Raw genomic sequence first — 22,878 nt, 5'->3', positions numbered from 1 at the left:
CGGCGTCATGCCTTGAGCAGCCCGGCGCCGTGCAGGGCGTCGGCCGCGGCGGCGACGGTGTCGAACGGCAGCCCGGACCGCTCTGCGACGTCCAGCAGGCTGTGTTCGCCGTCGGAGAGGCTGAGCACCCAGAGCATGGCCAACTGGGCCTGCTTGGCGTCGCTGCGGCCACCGAGCGAGTCGTACAGCCCACGCCGGCCCAACTGCGGCTCGCCGTAGGGGCTGAGGTTGACGTAGCGCCGGTTGCGGTCCAGTACGGCGCATGCCTCGCGGCAGACGGCGAGGGTGTCCGCCATCGCCTCCGGGGAGACGAAGTCCAGATTGTCCGCCGAGGTGTGGTATTCGGGGTAACCGGCGTACGGGGTCCGGCTGAGCGAGCCCACACCGAGGTCGAACCCGGGCGAGCAGAACTGCCGCTCGTCGTAGCCGTACGGAGTGAACTCGGTGACGTGGTGCGGGCGTTCGGAGACGGTCAGCACATGCCGCAGCACCCGGTCGATCTCCGCGTCACCGCGCCTGCTCTGCTTGTACGTCAGCCGGCCCGGGTCGCCGGCGCAGGCCAGCACCAGTCCGTGCCTGACCTGATCGACCCGCTCCGCGTTACGGGCCAGCCAGGTGATCGCGCCGATGGTGCCGGGCGCGAACAGGAACCGGTAGGTGTAGTACGGCGTCTGCTGTGCCAGCGCCCGGGCCAGGAACGTCGCCACCGCGATACCGGACAGGTTGTCGTTGGCCAGCGACGGGTGGCAGACGTGGCTGGAGACGATCACCTCGTCGGCGACCTGCCCGGGGACGACGTGCTCGGCGTAGGTGAGGTGGCCGTCGGTGAGTGTGGAGTCGATGCGCACCTCGTACTCGCCGTCCGGCAGCGCGTCCAAGGTCTCCTGCGCCAGACAGAACCCCCAGTCCGGCGTGTAGTAGCTGGTGCGGTACGGCACCCAGGTCGGATAGTCAGGCAGGGTGTGCAGGTGTGAGCGGAGCTCGGCCAGCGGCATCGTCGCCGACACCGGCACGCTGTAGCCGAGCACGTGCAGGCTGGACGCGGCGAGGTCGACGACCCGGTTGCCGGCGGTGTCGGCGATGTACGCGTCCCGGATGTTCCACTCCTGCGGCACCGTCCAGTCGAGCACCTGCGTCCCGGTCGGCACCTCCTGCACCTGCAGCGGGAGGTATTCGCCGACGATCTCCAAGGTGGCGCGCACCCCGTCCCCGGTGATGCTCCGGCACAGCGGGTACAACCGCTCCACCAGCGCGTACAGCTGATCGCCCGGCGCGGTCATCGGCGCCACCGCAGGGTCTCGTCGACGGCTCCGGCGTCGCGCCCCGCGCGCAGCACGGCCAGCCGGGTGAAGCGCCGCTCGAAGTCCTCGCGGGTCAGCCCGTGTTTCCGGTAGGCGTCGGCGAGTTCGAGCGCGCCCTGCCGCACCGTCCACTCGCAGTCGAAGCCGGGTATCGCGGCGCGGAACCGGGAGAAGTCCACCCGGTACGACCGCGGATCGGCACCGGTCTCCCCGGTGATCACCACTTTCGCCCCGGAGACCGCCTCGGCGACCTGCTCGGCGATCTCGGCGACCGTGACGTTGTTGGTCTCGCTGCCGATGTTGAAAGCGCGGGCGTGCACCGCTTCCCGCGGCGCGATCAGTGCGGCGGCGAAGGCCCGTGCGATGTCGGCGGCGTGCACCAGCGGACGCCAGGGGGTGCCGTCGGAGAGCACCAGTACCTCTCCGGACAACAGCGCGTGGCCCACCAGGTTGTTCAGCACGATGTCGGCGCGCAGCCGGGGTGAGTGGCCGAAGGCGGTGGCGTTGCGCATGAACACCGGGCTGAAGTCGCCGTCGGACAGCGCGTGCAGGTCGTCCTCCACCCGCACCTTGGACTCCGCGTACGGCGTCACCGGGCGCAGCGGGGCGTCCTCGCCCACCAGGTCCGCCGAGTCACCGCCGCCGGCGGCGCCGTATACCGAGCAGGTCGACGCGTACAGGAAGCGCCGCACACCGGCGTCGCGGGCCAGCCGGGCCAGCCGCACGGACGCGTGGTGGTTGATGTCGTAGGTCAGCTCCGGCGCCAGCGCGCCCAGCGGGTCGTTGGACAGCGCGGCGAGGTGGATCACGGCGTCCACCCCTGCCAGATGTTCTGTCGTGACATCGCGCAGGTCCACCCGGTGCCCCTGCGGGTCGGCGGGCGACGGGCCGAGGACGCACTCGGCGAACAGTCCGGAGTCCAGTCCGACGATTTCGTGTCCGGCGGCCGTGAGGACCGGGGCCATCACGGTGCCCAGGTAGCCCTGGTGTCCGGTCAGCAGCACGCGCACAGTTCAGTCCCCCAGGTCGAGAGTGAGTTTGGTGACGGCGAACGCCTCGGCGTAGCGCGCATGGCATTCGATGCCGCGGATCCGGGCCAGGCCGAGGAAGGCCTCCCGGTCGTACCAGGGCCGGTGCCGCTGCGAGGGGTAGTGCTCCTGCAGCAGCCGCACCTTTTCCTCGGCGAGCTGCGGCGACAGCGGCTGGTACGCGGCCGGACGGCCGAGATCGCCGTCCCACTTGACGATCTCGTAGCCGAGCACGAGATGGTCGCGGAACGCGGTGGGCATCAGCTTCGCCAGTACGCGGTGGTCCTGGTGCGCGTCCTCGGTGCGCGGGGCCAGCACGAGCTCCGGCTCGGTCCGCTCCCGCAGTTCCTCGACCGCGGCCTTGGCCTCGTCCCAGTGCGCGGGCAGCCGGCCGTCCGGCAGCTTGAGCACGGTCAGCCGCAGGTCGGCGCCCGGGCAGCAGGCGGTGAGCGCGGCCTGCTCCTCCTGCTCCCGCTCGCTGCCGCCGCCGGAGAGCACCAGCGCGTCGACGCGGAGGCCCGGCCGCGCGTGGCACAGCGTCAGCAGGGTGCCGCCGGCGCCGATGGCGATGTCGTCGCAGTGCGCCCCTACCGCGACGATCCGGTCCCAACGCCCGGCCCCGAGCCGGATCACGCGCTCACCCCCGTGCCCGCACCCGCGCCGTCCCGTTCCCACACCGCCCACGGGCGCTCGCCCCGGGCGTAGGCGGCGTCGAGCGCGGCCCGCTCCTTGACGGTGTCGGTGGGTTTCCAGAAGCCGCGGTGCTGGTGCGCCACCAGCCGGCCGCGTTTGGCCAGCCGGGCGCATCCGTCAGCGACCAGGTCGCCGTTCTCAGGTATGTGGTCGAAGACCTCCTGGCGGAGCACGAAGTAGCCGCCGTTCTCCCACAGCGGCAGTTCGCTCACCGCGGTGATGCCCCCCACCAGCCCGTCCTCGCCCAGGTCCACGCAGTGGAACGAGGACTGCGGCGGCACCACCATCATCGACGCACCGGCGTCGCGCCGGGCGAAGCGCTCGATCATCTGCGGCAGCGGGGCGTCGGTGAGCACGTCGGCGTAGTTGGCGAGGAACATCTCATCGCCGTCGAGATGGTCCCGTACCCGGCGCAGCCGTTCTCCGATCGGCGACTCGATGCCGGTCTGCGCGAAGGTGATCGTCCAGTCGGAGATGTCGGTGGACAGCAGCTCGGTCCGCCCGCCTCGCAGCACGAAGTCGTTGGACGTCGTCTCCTCGTAGTTGAGGAAGAACTCCTTGATGTGGTGGGCCCCGTACCCCAGGCACAGGATGAACTCCGTGTGCCCGTAGTGCGCGTAGTAGCGCATGACGTGCCAGATCAGCGGGCGCGGGCCGACCATCGCCATCGGCTTGGGGATGTCGTCGGACGCTCCGTTGCGCATGCGCAGCCCATAACCGCCGCAGAACAGTACGACCTTCATGGTGTGACCTCGACGATGTTCAGTTCCGGAACGGGGAAGACCAGCCGGCCGCCCCAGGCGTGTACGAAGGACAGCTGCTCGACCAGCTCGGTCCGCAGGTTCCAGGGGAGGACGAGCACGTGGTCCGGTCTGTCGGCGGCTATCTGTTCGGGCGGCAGGATCGGGATGCGGGTGCCGGGGGTGAACCTGCCGTGCTTGTAGGGGTTGCGGTCGACCGTGTACGGGAGCAGATCGGGCCGGATACCGCAGTGGTTGAGCAGGGTGTTGCCCTTGCCAGGGGCGCCGTAGCCGACGACCGTCTCGCCGCGCTCGGCCGCCTCGATGAGGAACCGCAGCAGGTCCCGGCGCACCTTGGCCACCCGCGCTGAGAACTCGGTGTACCCGGACAGCTCCTGCAGCCCGGCGGCCTTCTCCCGCTCCAGCACGTCGGCCACCTTGCCCCAAGCTCTCGGCTCCTCCCCCAGTCTTCGGCCGGGAGGGGCCCCCAGAGCAGGGGATACACCGTTACCCGGCTCGCCGGCCGCCTCGGTGGGCCGGGCCCACAGCCGGAGGGAGCCGCCGTGCGTGGGCAGCAGCTCGACGTCCACGAGCGCGAGTCCGCCACTGGCCAGCGCGCGGATCGCGGACGCGACCGTGTAGTACTGGAAGTGCTCGTGGTAGATCGTGTCGTACTGGTTCTGCTCGATCAGGGTCAGCAGGTGCTGCACCTCGATGGAGACCCAGCCGTCGTCGGCGACCAGGGCGCGCAGCCCCCGGGTGAACCCGACCACGTCGGGGATGTGCGCGTACACGTTGTTGGCCACGACCAGGTCCGCCGGGCCGTGCTCGGCGCGGACGGCCGCGCCGGTGTCCGGGTCCAGGAACGCGGTGAGCGTGGGCACACCCGCCTCCCGTGCCGCGGTGCCGACGTTCACCGACGGCTCGATGCCGAGGCAGCGGATCCGACGCTCCACCATGTGCCGGAGCAGATACCCGTCGTTGCTGGCGACCTCGACCACGAAGGCTTCCTTCGCCCCGGAGTCGAGCCCCAGCCGCTGGACGGCGTCGGCGACGAACGTGCGCGCGTGCTCCACCCAGGAGGTCGAGTACGAGGAGAAGTACGCGTACTCCTTGAACGTCTCCTCCGGAGTGATCAGCGGAGGGATCTGCGCGAGCCAGCAGTCGGTGCAGACCCGCAGGTGCAGCGGGTACGCCGGCTCCGGCTCGTCCAGTCGGTCCGCGGCCAGAAAGCTCTCACACGGCGGCATCGCCCCCAGGTCGACGACGCTCGCCATCGCTTCCGAGCCGCAGAGTCGGCATCGTGTCATCTACTGCCCCCCATTGCTTCCGTCCGACCCGCGATCGCGGTGCGGTACTCCTCCACCAGGCGCTCCAGCCCGACAGCCGGGCTGAAGCCCTGCTCGTAGCGGCGCCGGGCCGCCTGGCCCATCTCCCGGCCCAGGGCCGGCTCGGCCGTGATCCGGCGCAGGCAGGAGGCGAGCGAGGCGGGCTCGCCCGGCTGATGCAGCAGCCCGGTCACCCCCTCCTCGACGAGTTCGACGAAGGCGCCGTGACCTGCGGCGACCGCCGGGACTCCCGCCGCCATCGCCTCAACGACCACCAGGCCGAACGCCTCCAGCCACGTGGAGGGAGCCACCACGGCGACCGACCGCGCGATGGCCTGCCGGCACTCCGCGGTGTCGTAAAGGCCGACGTACCGCACGTCGTCCCGGCCCGCCGCCCAGGCGGTCACCTCCGCCTCCAGCGGGCCCGCGCCGGCGATCACGAGCGGCACGCCCACCCCGCCGTCCGCGGCGATGTCGTCCCACGCGGCCATGAGCAGCCGCACGCCCTTGGCCTGAGCGAGCCGGCCGAGGTAGAGCAGCTGCTCGCCGGTGCCCGCTCGGCAGCCGCCCGGGTCGGGCACGAAGTTGTGCTTGACCGCCAGCCGCTCGGGCGGCATGCCGGCCCGCACCAGGACGTCACGCTGCGCCGCGGAGATGCACAAGAACCGCTCCACGCCGGACGACCACCGCCGGCGGTTGGCCGACAGGCTGACCGCGAGGGGCACCGTCGCCAGCCGGGAGTTCCGGTAGCAGCCGTGCCGGACGGCGGGCAGCGGCGCCGACCCGACGCACTCGGTGCACGGCCGACCGTCCCGCTGCAGCGTGCCGGGCGGGCAGACCTGGGTGTAGTTGTGCAGCGTGGCGACGGCGGGCACACCGGCGTCGGCGCAGGCTGCCAGCACCGCGGGCGACAGGAGCGGGAAGACGTTGTGGACGTGCACCACGTCCGGGCGTGAGGCGCGAAGCCGGGCGGCTAGCTCCGCGCGGACCGCCGGGTTCCACGGCACCAGCAGCGGCACCGCGGCCTTGCCCAGCAGGGACCGGGCTGCGATGTCGTCGCTGCGCCGCTCGAACACCTCGACCCGGTGACCGGCCGCGCGCAGCAGCTCCACCTCCTGGTCGACGACCTTGTTCTCCCCGCTCGGCTGCGCCGAGGCGTAGCGGTTGTGCACCACGAGGACGTGCATGCTCAAGTCACCTCCGGATCCCGGGCCCAGCGCGGGACACGTCGTCGAGGGGCCGCGGGCGCCGAAGGGGGCGTGGCCGCCGCAGGTGCCACCAGAAGCGAGGCGGCGACGGCCAGATGCAGCAGATACGGAGAGGCGTCGCCCAGCCCGGCCTCGGTGTACGACGCGATCGCGCAGTAGCTGATCAGGAAGATCGCGCAGGCTCTCGACAGCGACGGCGGCCGCAGCAGCGCCACACCGCCCAGCACGATGACGACGGCCGCCACGAGGGCGACGCCGGTCAGGCCCTGCTCGTGGTAGACGGCCAGCCAGCTGTTGTCGATCGGCAGCCCGTCGAACGACTTGTCGCCCAGCCCCGTGCCGAACAACTTCTCCACACCCGTCCGGGGCGCTGTCAGCAGGGCGTCCCAGACCTTGGCCCGGCCGGTGAGGCTGGTGAAGTTCTCCTGGCTCTGTCCGCGCAGGAACCACGCCCGCAGCGCGGAGCCGAACCCCACCGCGGCCACCGCGGCGCCCAGCACGGTCCAGGTGAACACCCGGCGGGCGGCGGCGCTGGTCAGAACGAGCGAGCCGATCGCCAACGCCAGCCCGATGAGCAGGCCGAGCGTGGCCGTGCGGGTGTGGGTCAGCGCGAGCAGCAGGAGTGACGGCGCGACGACCACCGCCGCGCTCGCCCGGTCGGTACGGCGACCCAGTACGAGCAGCACAGTGAGCCCGGTGATCACCGCGGCGTACTGTCCGATCTGCGGCGGGGTGAGCGGCCACAACGCGCCGACCAGCCGTCCGCCGTAGAGCTCGGGCAGAGCCGCGCCCGGTGAGATGACCAGGCCCGCGGCGACCGACCCGAGGACCGCGAAGTACATCCGGATGTGGTGCCTGACGAACGTCGTGCCGCCGTCCCACCAGCGGCTGAGCAGCCATAGCGTGCCGACGAAGAGAGCCAGCCGGGCGCAGCGGAACAGCGCGCCGAGCCCGGGCTCCGGGTGCACGCTGGAGATCACGCTCGGTACCAGCAGCAGGGTGAGCAGGAGCAGAAAGGCACTGGCTCGGATGCGCAGTCGGAGGTTGAGCGCCAGCGCCAGCGCGAACGCGGTGACCAGCGCGCCCATGGTGATCAGTTGGATGAGGGAGCGGGGCAGCGGGACGATCGTCTGCGCCCCGGCGGAGCCGAGCGTGTTGAGGACCAGCAGCCCCCAGACGAACCCGACGGTCTTCGGTGTGTCCCCGCCCATCTCAACCACCGTCCTGTGGCTGGAAGGTGCTGCCCTCGTCCTGCTGGTACGGCGTGCCCTGCCACTGCCCGGAGTCGAGCACCCGGCTCGGGTCGTGGGCGACGAAGTTCCACGGTCCGAGGTAGACGTTGTCGTGCCAGCGGTTGCGCTGCTTGTGGGTGATCGACTCGGCGACCCGTTCGCCCTGGTACGGCGACCAGTCCGGATAGGTGCCGTAGTTGGCCAGCACCGCCATCCGGTCGCACTTGACCGTGCACCCGACGACGGAGGTGTCCAGCACGAAGCGGTTGTCGTGGATGTCCACCCGCTGGGTCTTCCACCGGCAGTCGGCGTACAGCGGTGCGGTGGCGATCTGCGGCCGCGCGCAGCGGTCGGCGTCCCGTACCAGCAAGGTGCAGTCCCCGGTGGAGGTGTTGGCCGGGCTGTTGCAGAACCGGTCGGCGTTCTCCCACAGGGTGATCCCGTTCCAGTTGTTCTCCAGCACGTTCCGGTAGATCTCGATCTTGTCCGTGCGGGCTCGGATCCGCGGTTCACCGCCGGCCTCGGACAGATAGACGGTCGCGAACGGGAAGTTGTCGTCGCGGTCGGCGTATCTGCGGCCCTCGACCCAGTTGTTCCGCCGGATCGTGTTCTTCCGGATGACCGCGTTGTAGCTGGTCTCATAGATCAGCGCGGCACCGTCGTTGGCCTCCAGCACGTTGTCCTCGATGCGGAAGTCGTTGTTGTTGGTGTCCGCCCACAATCCGGCTCCGCGGTTGTCGTGCACCCAGTTGCCGCGTACGTCGGCGCCGTCGACGGCCCAGAACTTGACGCCGCCGGTACAGCCGCAGCCCTTCCGCCGCCGCTCCCAGTCGCCGGTGTTGTTGCCGACGATCTCGTTGCCCTCGACCACCAGACCGGTGATACGGCCGGATGCCTTGTACGCGTTCATGCCGTACTGCCCGTTGCCGCGCAGGCAGTTGGCGCGGACCCGCTGGCGGCCACCGGCCATCAGCCCGGCGCCGGAGTTGTACTGGATCTTGGCGTGCTCGATCACCCATCCGTCGGCCGAGTCGTGGTTGACCACGCCCTCGTCGTGCGGCGCGACGAAACCCTGCACGGTCAGATGGCGGAGGGTGACGTCGCGGGCGCTGCCGCCGAAGGCGTACTGGTTCTTCTTCCGGCCGTCGAGCACCGCGCCCGGCGCGCCGAGATAGCTGTTCCCCTTCTTCGGGACGACCTGGGCGTGGAGGCCCGGATCCAGCCTGTGCTTGCCCGGCCGAAGCCAGAACGTGGTGTTCGCGGGGTTGCTCCGGGTCTTCGCTGCCAGATCACCCACGACCGCGGGGTCGACCGGCACGGCGCCCGCCGGCGCCTTCGCCGGCCCTGCCGCAGGGTCGGCGCACACCCGGGCCACGGGCCGGGCCGGGGACGCGGAGGGCGCGGCGGTCGGCCCGGTCGGGCCGTCCGGCGTGCTCACACAGCCGGTCGCCGCCAGCAGGGCCAGCGCCGACGCCGCCACCGGCACCACGCGGTTCCGCCAGTTGATCCCCACACATCCCCCTAGCCGCGGAACCCGAGGACGGTGATGAGCTCCCTGGACGGCACGGCGCCGCCGGCCGAGCCGGTGCCGACCAGGGTCGTGGTGGGTTCCTTGCGCCCGAAGCCTGCGGAGTACCAGCCCAGGATGGGGTATCCCCTGCTCGAAGAACTTGGGGAAGGGTCGGTCTCGCCGCGATGCGCCTGCCAGGACAGCTGCTCGGGAAGGTCGAGCACGGCGGAGCGGTCCTCACCGTCCCGCTTCCAGCGCAGCTGTGCCCGGTTCCCCACCAGGTCCACGGTGATCGCGGGACCGAGGTGGAACGCCAGGCGCACGGCCCGGCGCGGGCCGTGCGGACCGTGCGGGCCGCGGATCTCGTCGACCACCCGCAACTCCTGGGTCGCGGCGGTCAGCTCCACCCGGCGGCGGTGCACGGAGTGCCGGTATCCGTCGTGCTCGGCACACCAGCGGGCCACTCCCCCACCAGAGGCGTCCGCGACCAGCACGCGGCTGTGGGCATGCCGGGTCCACAGGAACGGACCGCCGGAGACGGACTGGTCCCCGCCGTCCAGCTGCAGGGTGTTGTGGCCGAGGGTCGAGCGGAAGTACTGCCGCCACTCGGGCTGCCCGTGGTAGCAGTACGTACCCGGGTCGGCGAGCACGTCGACCCCGTCGTGCCGGACCTCCACGGACAGTGCGTCGGCGTGGGCGTGCGCGGCGATGGCCAGGAATCCGTGCGGACCACCGTCGCAGCGGCACCAGATCTCTCCCGGGCCGCGCAGGATGGTGAGCCCCGCGTCGGCGAAGTGGGCCGGTCGGCTCTTCGGGCGGGTGGCGGCCGGTGCGGTGCCACCTTTCGGGTACGGCTGGACGAGCGCGGCCAGCAGCGGGGTGCGCACATCGGTGCCGGCCACGGCCGGCCACCAGGCGAGCCGGCCGAAGACGGCTCCCCCGGTGGCCAGCAGCGAGGCCCAGCGGTCGGTGCCCGCGCCGTCCACGACCAGACCGTGCCCGTCGTCCGCGTCCCCCTGGCGCGGCGGCCGCAGTCGGCTGTCCACGACGGCCGCGAGCGCGTCGGTCATCCGCAGCAGCACCAGCCGGATCGACTCGGGGAGCGGCACACCGGCGGCGTCCGCCTCGGCCACCGCGGCCCAGCCCAGCTCCAGCACCAGCCCGTGGTACTCGGTGGCCAGCTCGCGGTTGAGGCCGGAGGCGAAGGTGTTGCTGCGCAGGTGCCGCTCCAGCGACCGCAGCGCGTCGGCCCGCCAGCGCGCCGAGGAGGGGAACCACGCGAACGCGCAGGCTGCGGCGAACCGGCCGGCGGCCTCGGCGACGATGTGGTTGTTCGCCGAGGAGCCCCGGCTGGGGAAGGCGGCCAGCCAGCGCTGGTGGTGCCAGATCTGGTTCAGCGCCACCGGGTTGTCCTCGAACAGCCCGGCCGCGTCCGGCCAGCCGTCGAGCAGCCGGCGGATCCACACCCAGGACAGCAGCCGGATGCCCAGCTCGATGCCGCTGGTCCAGTGCACGCCCCGCAGCGGGGGGTTGGCCGCCCACCACGACCGCAGATGCTCGGCCACGCGCTCGGCGTACCGCTCGTTCCCGGTGAGTGCGTAGGCGACGGCGAGCTGGGTGAGGTACTGGTGCCGGGACAGCTCCCAGATCTGCTTGATGTCGCCGACCACTTCCTCGTTCCGGTACGGCACGTCGAAGGCGTGGCCCCACGGGGCCCGGCGCCCGGTCCTCGGGTCGTACCGCCAGTCCGGGTCGGCCATGTCTTCGCGGGCCACCCCGAAGTACTCGGCGTGTCCGTCCATCAGCCGGTCCGCCTCGGCGATGAGCCGTTTCGCGGCGTCCGGTGGCACTGCGGTGAGCGTCCCGGCGGGCAGTGGCGCGGTGAACCGGGCGCCGGTCACACTCGGGCAGCGCGGCGGCGCCGACCGCCACCGCCGCCTGCGCACCGCGTCGCCCACCCGGCCGCCGACCTCGCCCGGCCCCATCCGGGACAGCCGCCGCAGGTACCAGCCCGGACTTCCCGAGCTCACAGTCATCGCGCCCCCGCCAACGTCACCGGAGCGCCGCCGGCCAGGGCGGTCCGCACGGCGAGAGTGGCCGCCGTGGTGGCGACCAGCGACTGGAGCGGCACCGGCATCGGTCCGCCGGTGCGCACGGCCTTGACGAACGCGGCCAGCTCGGCGTTCTGGCCCTTGTCCCGGGCCTTGCGCAGCCGCGAACTCACCCACCGGCCGCGGCGGCCGTCGTACACGGCGGCACGGACGAAGTCGTCGAGCCGCAGCGCACGGCCGTCCGCGACCAGGTCCAGCGTCTCCTTGGGGAAGCCGGCCGGGCCGGTCGTGACGTAGCTGACGGTGGCGGTGGACCCGTCCGGATAGCCCAGCACGATGTGCAGGTCCTCGTTGCCGGACGTGGCGCGCGCGTACACCGATATCGGGTCGGCCGCGAGCAGCCAGCTCACCGTGTCGATGAAGTGCCCGCCCTCGCCGGCGAACCGCGAGCCCTCGGTGCCCTGTTGCAGATACCAGCTGCCGTGCTCCAGCCGGCCCGCGTTGACCAGGTAGCGGACACTCGCCGGGCCGGTCCGGGCGCCGAACCGCTTTGCTGCCTCCTGCAGCAGCGGCGCGAACCGGCGGTTGAAGCCCACCTGCAGTCGGTCGTTGCCGGACTCCTCGACTGCCGCCAGCACGCCGGCCAGTTCGTCCTCGGTGAGCGCCAACGGCTTCTCCACGAACACCGCCTTGCCGGCCAGCAGTGCCCTTCGGGTCAGTTCGGCGTGCGAGCTGTGCCGGGTGACCACGAACACGGCGTCGATGGAGGGGTCGCCGAGCACGGCGTCCAGATCGGTGGTCGCCTGGCCGAAGCCGAACTTCCGCTGCGCGTTGGCGGCCGACAGCGCCGTCGTGGTGACGACTGTCGACAACTCCACGCCGTCGCGCTGTGCCAGGTGCGGCAGCAGCATCGACGTCGCGTAGTTCCCCGCGCCGACGAACGCGAGGCGCACCGGCGCCCTGAGGGGCCGTGCCGGAGTCGGCTTCGCCTTCACCGCGGGCACGGCCACCGCCGGGGCTGCCGCCTCCGCCGTCTGTCCGGGGTAGCTGAACAGCACAGCCACGGCCTTCAGATCGCCGTCCTTCAGTCGCTGGTACGTCTCGACGGCGTCATCGAAGGCGGCGATGTGGGAGACCAGGGGATCCACGTCGACGCTGCCGCGGGCGAGGAGATCGAGGAAGCACGCCAGGTTGCGGCGCTCGGTCCAGCGCACATAGCCGATCGGGTAGTCCCGCCCCTCCAGCTCGTACTCCGGGTCGTAGCGGCCGGGGCCGTAGCTGCGGGAGAAGCGGACGTCGAGCTCCTTCTCGTAGTACGCGTTCCACGGCAGGTCCAGGCGGCACTTGCCGATGTCGACGACCCGGCCCCGGTCCCGGCTCATCCGGGCGGCCAGCTCGACGGGCTGGTTGCCGGCGCCGCCGGCGGCCAGGTAGACGTGGTCCACGCCCAGGCCGCCGGTGAGTTCGGCGACGGCGGTCTCCACGGCAGCGGACGAGGGATCGCCGCAGGCCGCGGCGCCCATGCGCTCGGCGAGCTCGCAGCGCACCGGGTCGGGGTCGACCCCGACGACACGGACGCCCGAGGCGGTCAGCAGCTGCACCACCAACTGCCCGATCAGCCCGAGGCCGATGACCAGCGCCACGTCGCCGAGCTGTGGCTCGCCCCGGCGGACGCCCTGCAACGCGATCGACCCGACGGTGCCGAAGGCCGCGTGCCGCGGCGCGAGGCCGTCCGGCACCGGGGCGTAGAGGTTCTCGGGCACCCAGTTCAACTCGGCGTGTAGCGCGTGCTCGTTGCCGGCGCAGGCCACGAAGTCGCCGACCTTCACATCGTCGATCCCGGTGCCGACCTGCTCGACCACCCCGCACAGCGAGTAGCCCAGCGGCGTGTAGGAGTCCAGCTTGCCCATCACTTTGCGGTAGGTGGCGGGCACTCCGTTGGTGGCCACACTCTGCACGACCTTGGCCACCTGGTCAGGACGGGAGCGGGCCTTGCCCACCATCGACATACCGGCCTCGGAGACCTTCATCAGCTCGGTGCCGGTGGAGATCAGCGAGTAGGCGCTGCGGACCAGCACACCGCCCGGCTTGCATCCCGGCACCGGCACATCGAGCAGCGCCAGTTCACCGCTCTTGTAGTTCTGCACTACCTGTTTCACCCGAACTCCCCAGAAGTCGCGCCGCGATACCAGTACTCGAGGGTCAGCACATGCCACAGATGCTTGGAGTGGTCCCGCTGCCCGGCCGCGTCCTCGGCGACGAGCCGCGCCAGCGCGTCGCGGCGCAGGAACCCGGAGCGGACCAGCTCGCCGTCGTTCGCCACCTCGCGCACCAGCGGCGCCAGATCCCGGCTCATCCAGGCGCGCAGCGGGGCGCTGAACAGCCCCTTGGGCCGGTACACGATCTCCCGGGGCAGGATCGAGGAGGCCGCCTCCTTGAGGACGGCCTTTCCCTGTCGTCCGACGATCTTGCGCTCGCCGGGCACGGCGAACGCCGCCTCGACCACCTCGACATCCACGTACGGCACCCGCACCTCGGTCGAGGCGGCCATGCTGGAGCGGTCGGTGTACGCGAGGTTCAGGCCCGGCAGGAACATCCGGGCGTCGCCCAGGCACATGCGGTTGACGAAGTCGGCAGGGTCATCGAGGTCGTTGTCCTGGTAGATGTCCGCATGCTCGGTCAGCACGTCATCGACCGACCCGGCCAGGTCCGGATCGACCAGGGCGAGCAGCTCGCCCCGGTCGTACATGGTGTAGCTGCGCCGGAACGCGGTCTCCTCCGGGAGCTCGGCGAAGGAGAGGAACCGCTTCGCGAAGCGCACCGACCGGTACCCCCGGCGGGCCGTGGCGACCGGCAGCCGGTCCACGGCCTGGGACAGGCCGCGCCGCAGCGGCCGGGGGATGCGCTGGTAGCGCAGCGCCAGCAGGTTGGCCAGGTGCTTGCGGTACCCGGCGAACAGCTCGTCGGCACCCATCCCCGAGAGCATCACCTTGACCCCGGCCTCCCGGGCGGCCGAGCAGATCAGATATGTGTTGATCGCGGCGGGGTCGCCGATCGGCTCGTCCAGGTGGTACGTCATCCGCGGCAGCAGGTCGAGCACGTTCGGAGCGATCTCGATCTCCTGGAGGTCGACGCCGAACTGCTCGGCCACCCGCCGGGCATGGCGCAGGTCGTCCGGCATCGCCTCGAACTTGGCGTCCTCGGCACGGAATCCGATGGTGTAGGCGGAGATCCCGGGTTGGTGGCGGGCCGCCAGCGCGGTCAGATAGCTGGAGTCCAACCCCCCGGACAGGAAGGTCGCCACGGGTACGTCGGAGAGCAGGTGACGCCGGGTCGACTCCTCGACCAGGGCAGCGATGTCCGGCCGCTCGCCGGCCCGGGCCCGCTCCCGGCCCTCGGCGGCGACGTCCTTGAGGTTCCAGAACCGGCCGCGCTCCACCCGGCCGTCGGACCGGCACCGCAGCCAGCTTCCCGGCGGCAGCTTCTCCGCTTCGCGGAACGCGCACCGCGAGTCCGGCACCCAGTAGTACAGCAGTGAGGCCACCAGGGCCGCGTGGTCCACCTGCAACGACCCGCCGGTCACGGCGGCGAGCGCCTTGAGCTCGGAGGCGAACACCAGGCCCTCGCCGCGCCGGAGCAGGAACAGCGGCTTGATGCCGAGCTGGTCGCGGGCGAGCACCAGTTCACCGGTCCGCTCGTCGAAGATCCCGAAGGCGAACATGCCGCGCAGTCGGGGCAGGCAGTCCACGCCCCAGCGCCGCCAGGACTCCAGCAGCACTTCGGTGTCGGAGGTCCCGCGGAAGCGCACCCCGGCGGCTGCCAGTTCGGCACGCAGCTCGGGCGCGTTGTACAGCTCGCCGTTGTACGTCAGGACGAGGCCGCCCGAGGCCATCGGCTGGGCGCCGGTCCCGGACAGGTCGACGACGGCCAGCCGGCGGTGCCCGAGGTGCACTTCGCCGTAGCCGGCGGAGTGGCTGTAGCGGCCCACACCGTCCGGACCGCGATGGGCGAGGGTGTCGGTGAGCCGGTCGGCCACGACCTTCCCGTCCGGCCATCGGTACGCGCCTGCGATGCCACACATGTCCTACCGCGCCTCCTGGTCGTTGTCCGGAGCCCCTGCGGCCCACATCGGCAGCCGCTCCGGCTGCCGACGGCCCGCGCCGTTGTGCCCGGCCGACCGCTCGCTCCGGCCGCGGCGCAGCGCGGTGGTCGGCGCGTCCCACAGCGCGCCGTCGCTGCGGTCACCCGGATCGGGGTCGATCAGCACCACACCGATCACCGGAATGCGCTGGTCCGCGAGGTGCCGCGCCACGGTGTGCAGCCAGGCGGCGCTGCCGTGCCCGGCACGCACGACGAGCACGGTCCGGGTGCCGAGGTGCCGGAGGTCGACCCACGCCGTGCCGGGCGCGACCGAGCCGACGCCGAGCCGGCGCTCCTGAGGCGGCCCGGCGTCGGCTCGGTCGCCGCTGACCACGTCCGGGGCTCCCGACCGCCGGCGGCGGTGTGCGAGCTGTGTGCCGGGCAGACCGTCGATGATCACCACCGGCAGCTCCGGCGTCAGTTCCCCGGCGACATCCAGGGCGATCACGCTCGTGCCGCGCGGACAGCCCAGCTCCAGCAGCGACAGCGGTTCCGCGGAGCCGCGCACGGTACGGGCCAGGGTCGCGGTGAGCCTTGTCCGTGCCGCCCGCGTCCGTCGAAGCCGCCACAGCCTGCCCGGCCGCAGGGCCGCGCCGTGCAGCTCCGCGATGACCGAGGCGCCCAGGTTCGCCGCGATCTCCCGGCGCAGCACGGGACGGTCGGCCACCACCGCGCCGACCGCGGCCACCGCCAGCCCGAGGACGAGCCCGAGGAGGAGCCCGATCGCGGCGTTGGTGGCGGCGGCCCCGGGCAGGGAGTGCTGCACCGCGCGGGGGACGTCCACGATCTGCGTTCCGGCGATGATCCGGGGCGTGCCGGTGCGTGCCTCCGCGGCGCGCTGGTCGAACTCGGCGATCCGCGAGTTGAGCTCGGCCCGGCGGGCGAAGAGCGACTCGGTGCGCGCCGACGCCTTCGGATCCCTCTGGGCCGACGACCGGCCTCCGATCTCCTTGTTGACCTCGGCGAGTTCGTCCCGCATGCGGTCACGCTGGTCGAGCAGCGCCTTGGATTCGGCTTTCGCGGTCTGCCGCATCCGCCGCACATGGTCCGCGACGAAGGCATCGGCCAGCGCCTTGGCCCGGGCCACCGCTTCCACGTCGCTGTCACCGGTCACTTCGATCCGCAGCAGGTTGTTGGTCACGCCGGTGGCCCGGTAGTCCTGGAGGAAGTCCTCCGGGGTCTGCGGGGAGTCGAGGGACCGCAGGGCCTTTTCGGCGATCCGCGTGGTCCCCAGCAGTTCGACATCGGTGCGGATCAGCGTCCCGGTGTCGTTCGGCTGGTCCTCCTGGTGCGTGACCAGCACCTTGGTCACCGCGGTCGGCGAGGGCGGCAGCAGGACCGCCACCGCCACACCGACCAGCAGGCCCAGCAGCGCCAAGGAGCACCACAGGCGGCGGCGTCTGCGCACCGCCACCACCAGCGCCTGCAGGTCCAGCAGCGGAGTGCCGGCCGACGGCTGAGAAGCCTCGCTCGTCGTCACACCGAACCTCCCCTCACGGCGCCACCGACCGGGCTCGACGGCGTGGCGTGCCGCGGAGGACGGCCGACCGGACGCGTACGCGTGGGGTGGGCCCGGACCGCGCCGGCGACGACGACGCCGACGACCTCGTGCCCCGCGTCCGCACACGCCTCGGCGATGCCGGCGAGCTCCCCCGCGGTCCAGCAGTCCGCGCTGAGTACGACCAGGACACCGGACTCGGTGCCGCGGTCCGGCACCAGCGGGCGGAACACCGAAACTCCCACCAGCGACAGGGGGTGTTCCGTGCCCGAAGAGTTCCAGGAAGGATCGCTCTCGGCCTCGGCGACGAGCTGCCCGGCGGCCCGGCGGGCGATCTCGTCGCCGTCCGGTACGACAACCAGCAGCTGCCCGGCGGCCGGCAGCTGCTCCCGCAGGCGAGCGCACACCCGCCGGTAGCGGATCCGCCTGTCGGCCTCGTCGCCGGACATCCGCGGGGTCGGCAGGTGCCACCGGGTGTCGACGCCCAGCAGCCGGCGGATCCAGGCCCACAGGCCGCTGCCTTCGGGCCGGTGGGCGGGCCGTTCGTCAGGCACCTCGACGGTGCCCAGCAGCGCCGAGCCCAGCGCCGCGGCGATCTCCGGTTCGGTGCGCAGCCGGCGGCTCACCCGGGCGGCGGCGAGATGGCCGAGGACCGCGAGCAGGAAGAACAGCAGCGCCCCGGCGACGACGAGTTGCGTCCTGGTCGGCGGCGCCTCGCCGGTCGGCCGGGCCGCCGGCCCCATGACGACCATGCCGGCCTTGTTGGTCGCCGGGGCGGCGTCGTCCAGCTTCTTCATGGCCTCCTGCAGCGCGGTGCGCAGCTTTTCCAGCTCGGTGCGGGCCTGCACGCCCTCCACGGTCCGCCCCGGATCGGCCGCATCGGCCAGGTCGGTGATGCGGCGGTTGGTCTGCGCCACCTTCTGCCGCAGTGCCTCGGCCCCCGCCGCCGCGTCCGGGTCGGTGCTCTCGTCCGCGATCCGCGCGGCGAACGTGACGAATTGCTGGGCCACCCGGTCGGAGAGCTGCTGTGCGCGCTGCGGGGTGCCGGCCGTCCCCGAGATCTTGATGATGTTCCCGTCGGCTGTCCTGGCGCTCACCCGATCGCGCAGCTCGCCGCCGCCGACGCCCTTCCATCTGAGTGTGGCGGCCGCCCGGTCGACCACCGCCGAACTGGTCGCGATCTCCGCCTGGGTCAGCAGCTCGCGCTCCTCCCACTGCCCCGGCAGCAGTACCGATGCCGACGCCGTGTAACGCGGCGGGAACAGCGCCGAGGTGCCGTAGCCGACGAGCGCACCGATCACGGCGAGAACGGCGAGCAGCCGCCGGCGCCGACGGAGAATCCGCCCGATCGTGACCAGGCGTATCGTGTCATCGCTCAACGGCGCCGCCTCTTCCCTGTCGGGACGGGGTCGCCCGTCGACACCGGAGTGCGGCCACGGCAGGCGACGTCGTAGGCGGCGAGCAGCGACGCTTGCGAGTTCCGCCAGGAAAGCTGCCCGCTGATCCGCTCCTGGCCGATCTTGCCCATTCGGGCCCGCCGCTGCGGATCGTCCAGCAGCAGCGCGATGAGCCCGGCGAATTCGGCCTCATCGTCGGCGGACGCGTAGACGGCGGCGTCCCCGGCCGAGACTCGTGCCTCCTTCAGGTCGAACGAGACGATCGGCCGGCCCATCACCATGTACTCCAGGACCTTGTTCATGGTGGACAGGTCGTTGAGCGGATTGCGCGGATCGGGCGAGAGGCACACGTCAGCGGTGGACAGGTAGCGCACCAGATCGGCGTCCGGAACGCGCCCGGTGAACTCCACCTGCCCCGTGAGCCCGAGCCGCCCGGACAGCTCCACCATCGCGTCGAAGGTGTCGCCGCCGCCGACGAACACCGCGTGCCAGTCGGTCCTTTTGAACTCGTCGCGCAGCTTCGCCAGCGCCCGCAAGGCGTAGTCGACGCCGTCCTGCGGGCCCATGACCCCCAGGTAGCACAGCAGATGAGGCTTGCCGCGCTTCAACTCCGGCTCCGGCGGTACGGCGTGGAACCGGTCGATGTCGGGTGCGCTGCGCACCACGAAGACGTCCCCCGGCCGCCGCCCGCCGCGGCGCAGCGCGACATCGCGGTAGCTCTCGTTCGTGGCGAGCACCACGTCCGCGGCCCGGTAGGTCAGTCGTTCCAGCGCGCACACGGCGCGGTAGAGCAGGTCTGCGCCGCGGTCGAACCGGGAGAGATACAGCTCGGGTACCAGGTCGTGCTGGTCGAAGACGAACCGCGCGCCGCGCCGCTTGAGCCACAGCGCCGGCAGAAACAGCAGGTCGGGCGGGTTGCAGGCGTGGACCACGTCGACCGGGCCGATCCTGCGGGCCAGCCGGACCGTGTGCCACAGCGCCGATCTGTACTCCCGCAGATAGCCGGCCGGCCCTCCGGTGGCCGCGCGCAGCGGGTAGCGGTGGATCCGCACCCCGTCGATCTCCGCCTCCGGCTCCGTGTCCCGCTTCTCCCCCCGGGGACAGATGACGTGCACCGTCCAGCCCGCGTCGCGCAGCGTCGTGCACTCCTGCCACACCCGCCGGTCGAACGGCACCGACAGGTTCTCCACCAGGACCAGCGCGCGCCGGCCCGGCCCGTCGCCACCGGCTGTGCCGCCGGACGATATGTCACCAGGCAAGGCCCATGTACCCCTGTTCGGCCCGGCGCGTCTCGGCGTCGGGAAGGCGGACGAGATCGATGAGCAGCGGGCCGTCCCCATGGGGCAGCGCCGACAGCACGGCCGGGTCCCTGGTTCCGACCAGGCACACCTCCGCGTGTTCGAGCACTTCGCCGACGGAGTCCGCCAGCAGCTGCGCGAGGTGCGGCAGCCGGGTCTCGATGTACTCGCGGTTCGCGCCGAGCAGCCGGGAGAGGCTGACGTTGGCGTCGTAGATCCGCAGGTCGTAGCCCTTGCCGAAGAGCCGCTCGGCCAGTTCGACGAGCGGGCTCTCGCGGAGGTCGTCGGTGCCGGGCTTGAAGGACAGCCCGAACAGGCCCGCCCGGCGCTTGCCGGTGCGCTCGACCAACTCCACCGCGCGCTGCAGATGGTCGGAGTTGGAGGGCAGCACATGGGCGAGGATGGGCACCGAGACATCGGCCCGCTGCGCCGCGTGGACGAGGCTGCGCAGGTCCTTCGGCAGGCAGGAGCCACCGAAGGCGAAGCCGGGCCGCAGATAGGCGGGGCTGATGTTCAGCTTGCGGTCGGCCAGGAACACATCCATCACCTGGTGCGAGTCCACCCCGAGCGCCTGGCACACCGCGCCCAGCTCGTTCGCGAAGCCGATCTTGAGGCCGTGGAACGCGTTGTCCGCGTACTTGATCGCCTCGGCCGTCGGGACCGGCACCCGGAAGACCTCGCCGGGCAAGCCGTCGTACAGCGCCGCAACCGCGTCGCCGCTGCCCGGATCGAACTCGCCGATGACGGTCTTGGGCGGGTCGAAGAAGTCCCGCACGCTCGTGCCCTCGCGCAGGAACTCCGGGTTGACCACGACTCCGAAGTCCACCCCGGCCGTGCCGCCGACGTACTTCTCCAGGATCGGTACCAGCAGGTTCAGACAGGTGCCCGGGAGCATGGTGCTGCGGAACACGACGGTCTGCCGCCCGCCGCCCCCGCTGCGGTCCGCCAGAGCGGCGCCGATCTGCTCGGTGACCCGTTCCAGATACGTGGTGCACAGGCTTCCGTTGGGCTCCGAAGGCGTACCCACGCAGACCAGCGACACCTCGCTGCCCATGACCGCCTCGCGGACGTCACCGGTGGCGCGCAACGCTCCGGAGCGCACGACCTCGGCGATGAGCTCGCCGATCCGCTCCTCGACCACCGGGGCCTTGCCGTCGTTGACCAGGTCGACCTTCGCCTGGTTCACATCCACCCCGATGACCTCGTGCCCCAGACTGGCCAGGCACGCGGCCGACACGCAGCCCACGTAGCCGAGGCCCAAGACGCTGACCCTCATGACCCGTTCCTCCCCCCAGGCAGGCCCCTGCGGCCTGCGGTACATGCGCCGGCGGAACTGTCGAGCAACGAACCCCCGCGCATCAGTAGGCCCCCTGGCCACGAAGCACCACACGCAAGGTCTTCCACAAGATCACCGCGTCCAGGGCGAGCGACCAGTCCTCCACGTACCGCAGGTCCAGCCGGACGGCCTCCTCCCACGGCAGATCGCTGCGTCCGCTGATCTGCCACAGGCCGGTGAGCCCGGGCTTGACCAGCAGCCGACGCCGGATGTCCGGGCCGTACGCAGCCGATTCCTCCGGCAGCGGAGGCCGCGGACCGACGAGCGACATCGATCCGGTGAGTACGTTGAAAAGCTGCGGGAGTTCGTCGATCGAGTGCCGCCGCAGCACCGCTCCTATCCGGGTCACCCGCGGATCCCGGCGGAGCTTGAACAGCAGCCCGGCGCCCTCGTTGCGATCGGCCAGCTCGGCACGTGCCCGGTCGGCCCCGGCGACCATGGTGCGGAACTTGAGGATGGTGAACTCGCGGCCCTCCTTGCCGACCCTGCGCTGTCGGTAGAACGCCCCACCCCGGCTGTCCGCCAGCACGAGCAGTCCGACGAGCACCATCAGCGGCGCGAACAGCATCAGCAACAGCACCGCGCCCATCCGGTCGACGGCCTCCTTGACCGCGCGGCGGGCCCCGGTGAAGGTCGGCATGCTGACCCGCAGCAGCGGTATCCCGAGCACCGCGTCGACGTGCAGCCGGGGGCCGGCCACCTCCATCAGTACGGGGGCCACGACCATCTCGGCGTCGCTGCCCTCGAGGTCCCAGGCCAGCCGCTGCAGTTGGTCCGGTGACCAGTGCGGATCCGGTGTGACCGCGACAACGCGGTAGCCGTCCCGACGGACATGGCCTGCGACGTCGGCCAGCCGGCCGACGACCGGCACCCCGTCCAGGTGGTCACCGTCGAGCCCGAGACCGTCCGGCGTGCACACCGCCTCCACCCGCCAGCCGAGGTGCGGGAACTTACGGACCCGGGTGATCAGGTCGCGCACGGTGGCCGGACTCCCGGCCGCGAGCACCGGCCGCAGGCACTTTCCCTCCGTCCGCTGCTTGTGCAGCGAGAGACGCAGCAGATACCGCGCGGTCATGGTGACGAGCGCGATCGCGGGGATCGCCACGAAGATCCAGAGCTTGATGTTGCGCGAGGTGAGGGCTATCCCGCCGAGCGCCAGTACGACGGCCGCCGTGAACAGCGAGCGTCCGAGCCGGCGGAACTCCTCGGCGCCCTCACCGAGCACGGCCGGAGCCCACGCGCGGCTCACCGCAAGCGCTCCCAGCACCAGCAGCTCGGTGCCGAATGCGAGAATGCCCCACTTCTCGTGCCAGTTGGCCGCGTCCCGGGCCCCGAAGAAGATGCCGATCGCCGCCACCACGAAGGCGGTGGCCACGGTATCGCTCGCGATCACGGTACGGCGGTACCGCGGCTCCCAATCGATCGCGGGCCGACTGATTGCCCCGTTCGCCAGACGCTCACGCGCCGACGGAAACGGGTCGACTAATTCGCCCTGCCGCACAGGACCCCCCAGGTCACCAGTGGTTCGACGTATTCGCCCAACACTGTTCCTCCGGGAGGCCCCCGCCCCCCGCGCCGCGCTGTTCCTCACCTGCAAGGCCTCCGCCCCCGCGAATGGCCTCAGGCTGTTGCAGTAGTGCGTGACCACACTCCGCCGGGCGGCAGGACTCGTATGTCCTGCCCAACCGTCGAGGTGCCTGGAACTCGTCGAACCTCGGGTGCTCCCCGCCCCCGGGACCCCGGCTCGGGATCCAAGAATCGAGCACCCCTGGATCTGGCGCCAGAGATGGGATTACTGGCTTTTCGCAGCGCTTGACCTATAGATCAGCATTTGTCGCCTCGTGTCCAAACATGCGAAGCACGGTCAATGTAGACCATCGGGGCCCGCCTGCAGAGGGGTTGTGTGCAATTCGTGCTCAAGCTCTGGAGCCGCCCCCACCGAGCGATGCACGCCCACGAGCGCCTCGATGACGAAGACGCCCCTCGTGACCTGTGAGGACGAACGTTCTCCAGGATGCGACAGGGGGTGGCCCGGGGCGTTCCGCCACCGCCAGTCGGGCCGGGCACGAACAGGCGGGCGGAGGAGTCGTCCGGGAGGCGGGGGCGTCAGGGCGTCCA

General features: G+C 71.7%; 16 protein-coding genes. All 16 read right to left on the bottom strand.

All coding sequences use genetic code 11. From position 1 onward, the window contains the following. Nucleotides 1-5: 5 nt before the first annotated feature. The 16 genes from KBY19_RS24480 to KBY19_RS24405 all read right to left on the bottom strand — a co-directional run bounded on the left by KBY19_RS24480 (nt 6) and on the right by KBY19_RS24405 (nt 22,261). Nucleotides 6-1,289: a DUF4910 domain-containing protein gene (locus KBY19_RS24480; RefSeq protein WP_210956308.1), complete on the bottom strand. Its 1,284-nt coding sequence runs from the start codon at nt 1,287-1,289 to the stop codon at nt 6-8. After that, the gene (locus tag KBY19_RS24475) at nt 1,277-2,311 is read right to left on the bottom strand and encodes an NAD(P)-dependent oxidoreductase (RefSeq protein ID WP_210966734.1); all 1,035 of its coding nucleotides are present in this window, start codon (nt 2,309-2,311) and stop codon (nt 1,277-1,279) included. Before KBY19_RS24475 ends, KBY19_RS24480 begins: the two co-directional genes overlap by 13 nt. A 3-nt stretch (nt 2,312-2,314) precedes the next feature. Next, nucleotides 2,315-2,962, bottom strand: a complete 648-nt coding sequence (locus KBY19_RS24470) for a PIG-L deacetylase family protein (RefSeq protein WP_210966733.1) — start codon at nt 2,960-2,962, stop codon at nt 2,315-2,317. Beyond that, nucleotides 2,959-3,765: a sugar phosphate nucleotidyltransferase gene (locus KBY19_RS24465; RefSeq protein WP_099878526.1), complete on the bottom strand. Its 807-nt coding sequence runs from the start codon at nt 3,763-3,765 to the stop codon at nt 2,959-2,961. Before KBY19_RS24465 ends, KBY19_RS24470 begins: the two co-directional genes overlap by 4 nt. Beyond that, a complete protein-coding gene (locus tag KBY19_RS24460) occupies nt 3,762-5,072 on the bottom strand; it encodes a class I SAM-dependent methyltransferase (RefSeq protein WP_099878527.1) in 1,311 nt (436 codons plus the stop codon). Before KBY19_RS24460 ends, KBY19_RS24465 begins: the two co-directional genes overlap by 4 nt. After that, complete coding sequence (locus tag KBY19_RS24455; protein ID WP_210966732.1) at nt 5,069-6,277, bottom strand: glycosyltransferase; 1,209 nt, start codon at nt 6,275-6,277, stop codon at nt 5,069-5,071. The genes KBY19_RS24460 and KBY19_RS24455 overlap by 4 nt, the downstream gene beginning before the upstream one ends. 2 nt (nt 6,278-6,279) lie before the next feature. After that, a complete protein-coding gene (locus tag KBY19_RS24450) occupies nt 6,280-7,509 on the bottom strand; it encodes a hypothetical protein (RefSeq protein ID WP_099878531.1) in 1,230 nt (409 codons plus the stop codon). Nucleotide 7,510: 1 nt separating this feature from the next. Continuing rightward, nucleotides 7,511-9,043 (bottom strand): right-handed parallel beta-helix repeat-containing protein, encoded by a 1,533-nt coding sequence (locus KBY19_RS24445; RefSeq protein ID WP_210966731.1) that lies wholly within the window; start codon nt 9,041-9,043, stop codon nt 7,511-7,513. 8 nt (nt 9,044-9,051) lie between these two features. Next, nucleotides 9,052-11,076 (bottom strand): alginate lyase family protein, encoded by a 2,025-nt coding sequence (locus KBY19_RS24440; protein WP_210966730.1) that lies wholly within the window; start codon nt 11,074-11,076, stop codon nt 9,052-9,054. Further along, on the bottom strand, nt 11,073-13,250 hold the full coding sequence (locus KBY19_RS24435) for a bi-domain-containing oxidoreductase (protein WP_185016276.1): 2,178 nt from the start codon (nt 13,248-13,250) through the stop codon (nt 11,073-11,075). The genes KBY19_RS24440 and KBY19_RS24435 overlap by 4 nt, the downstream gene beginning before the upstream one ends. Beyond that, nucleotides 13,247-15,172: an asparagine synthase (glutamine-hydrolyzing) gene (asnB, locus tag KBY19_RS24430; RefSeq protein WP_210966729.1), complete on the bottom strand. Its 1,926-nt coding sequence runs from the start codon at nt 15,170-15,172 to the stop codon at nt 13,247-13,249. Before asnB ends, KBY19_RS24435 begins: the two co-directional genes overlap by 4 nt. 3 nt (nt 15,173-15,175) lie before the next feature. Continuing rightward, nucleotides 15,176-16,711: a Wzz/FepE/Etk N-terminal domain-containing protein gene (locus tag KBY19_RS24425; RefSeq protein WP_210966728.1), complete on the bottom strand. Its 1,536-nt coding sequence runs from the start codon at nt 16,709-16,711 to the stop codon at nt 15,176-15,178. After that, complete coding sequence (locus KBY19_RS24420; RefSeq protein ID WP_210966727.1) at nt 16,708-18,108, bottom strand: Wzz/FepE/Etk N-terminal domain-containing protein; 1,401 nt, start codon at nt 18,106-18,108, stop codon at nt 16,708-16,710. Before KBY19_RS24420 ends, KBY19_RS24425 begins: the two co-directional genes overlap by 4 nt. Next, nucleotides 18,105-19,385, bottom strand: coding sequence for a glycosyltransferase family 4 protein (locus tag KBY19_RS24415; RefSeq protein ID WP_210966726.1), 1,281 nt, complete (start codon nt 19,383-19,385; stop codon nt 18,105-18,107). Before KBY19_RS24415 ends, KBY19_RS24420 begins: the two co-directional genes overlap by 4 nt. Next, nucleotides 19,375-20,700: a nucleotide sugar dehydrogenase gene (locus tag KBY19_RS24410; protein ID WP_099878544.1), complete on the bottom strand. Its 1,326-nt coding sequence runs from the start codon at nt 20,698-20,700 to the stop codon at nt 19,375-19,377. Before KBY19_RS24410 ends, KBY19_RS24415 begins: the two co-directional genes overlap by 11 nt. Nucleotides 20,701-20,782: 82 nt before the next feature. Beyond that, a complete protein-coding gene (locus KBY19_RS24405) occupies nt 20,783-22,261 on the bottom strand; it encodes a sugar transferase (RefSeq protein ID WP_185016282.1) in 1,479 nt (492 codons plus the stop codon). Nucleotides 22,262-22,878 lie beyond the last annotated feature (617 nt).

The sequence above is a fragment of the Streptomyces sp. B15 genome (assembly GCF_018070605.1).
GTDB classification, from domain to species: domain Bacteria; phylum Actinomycetota; class Actinomycetes; order Streptomycetales; family Streptomycetaceae; genus Streptomyces; species Streptomyces smyrnaeus.
Note: the sequence above shows the minus strand (reverse complement) of the source record. Positions and strands in the feature narration are given on the sequence as shown.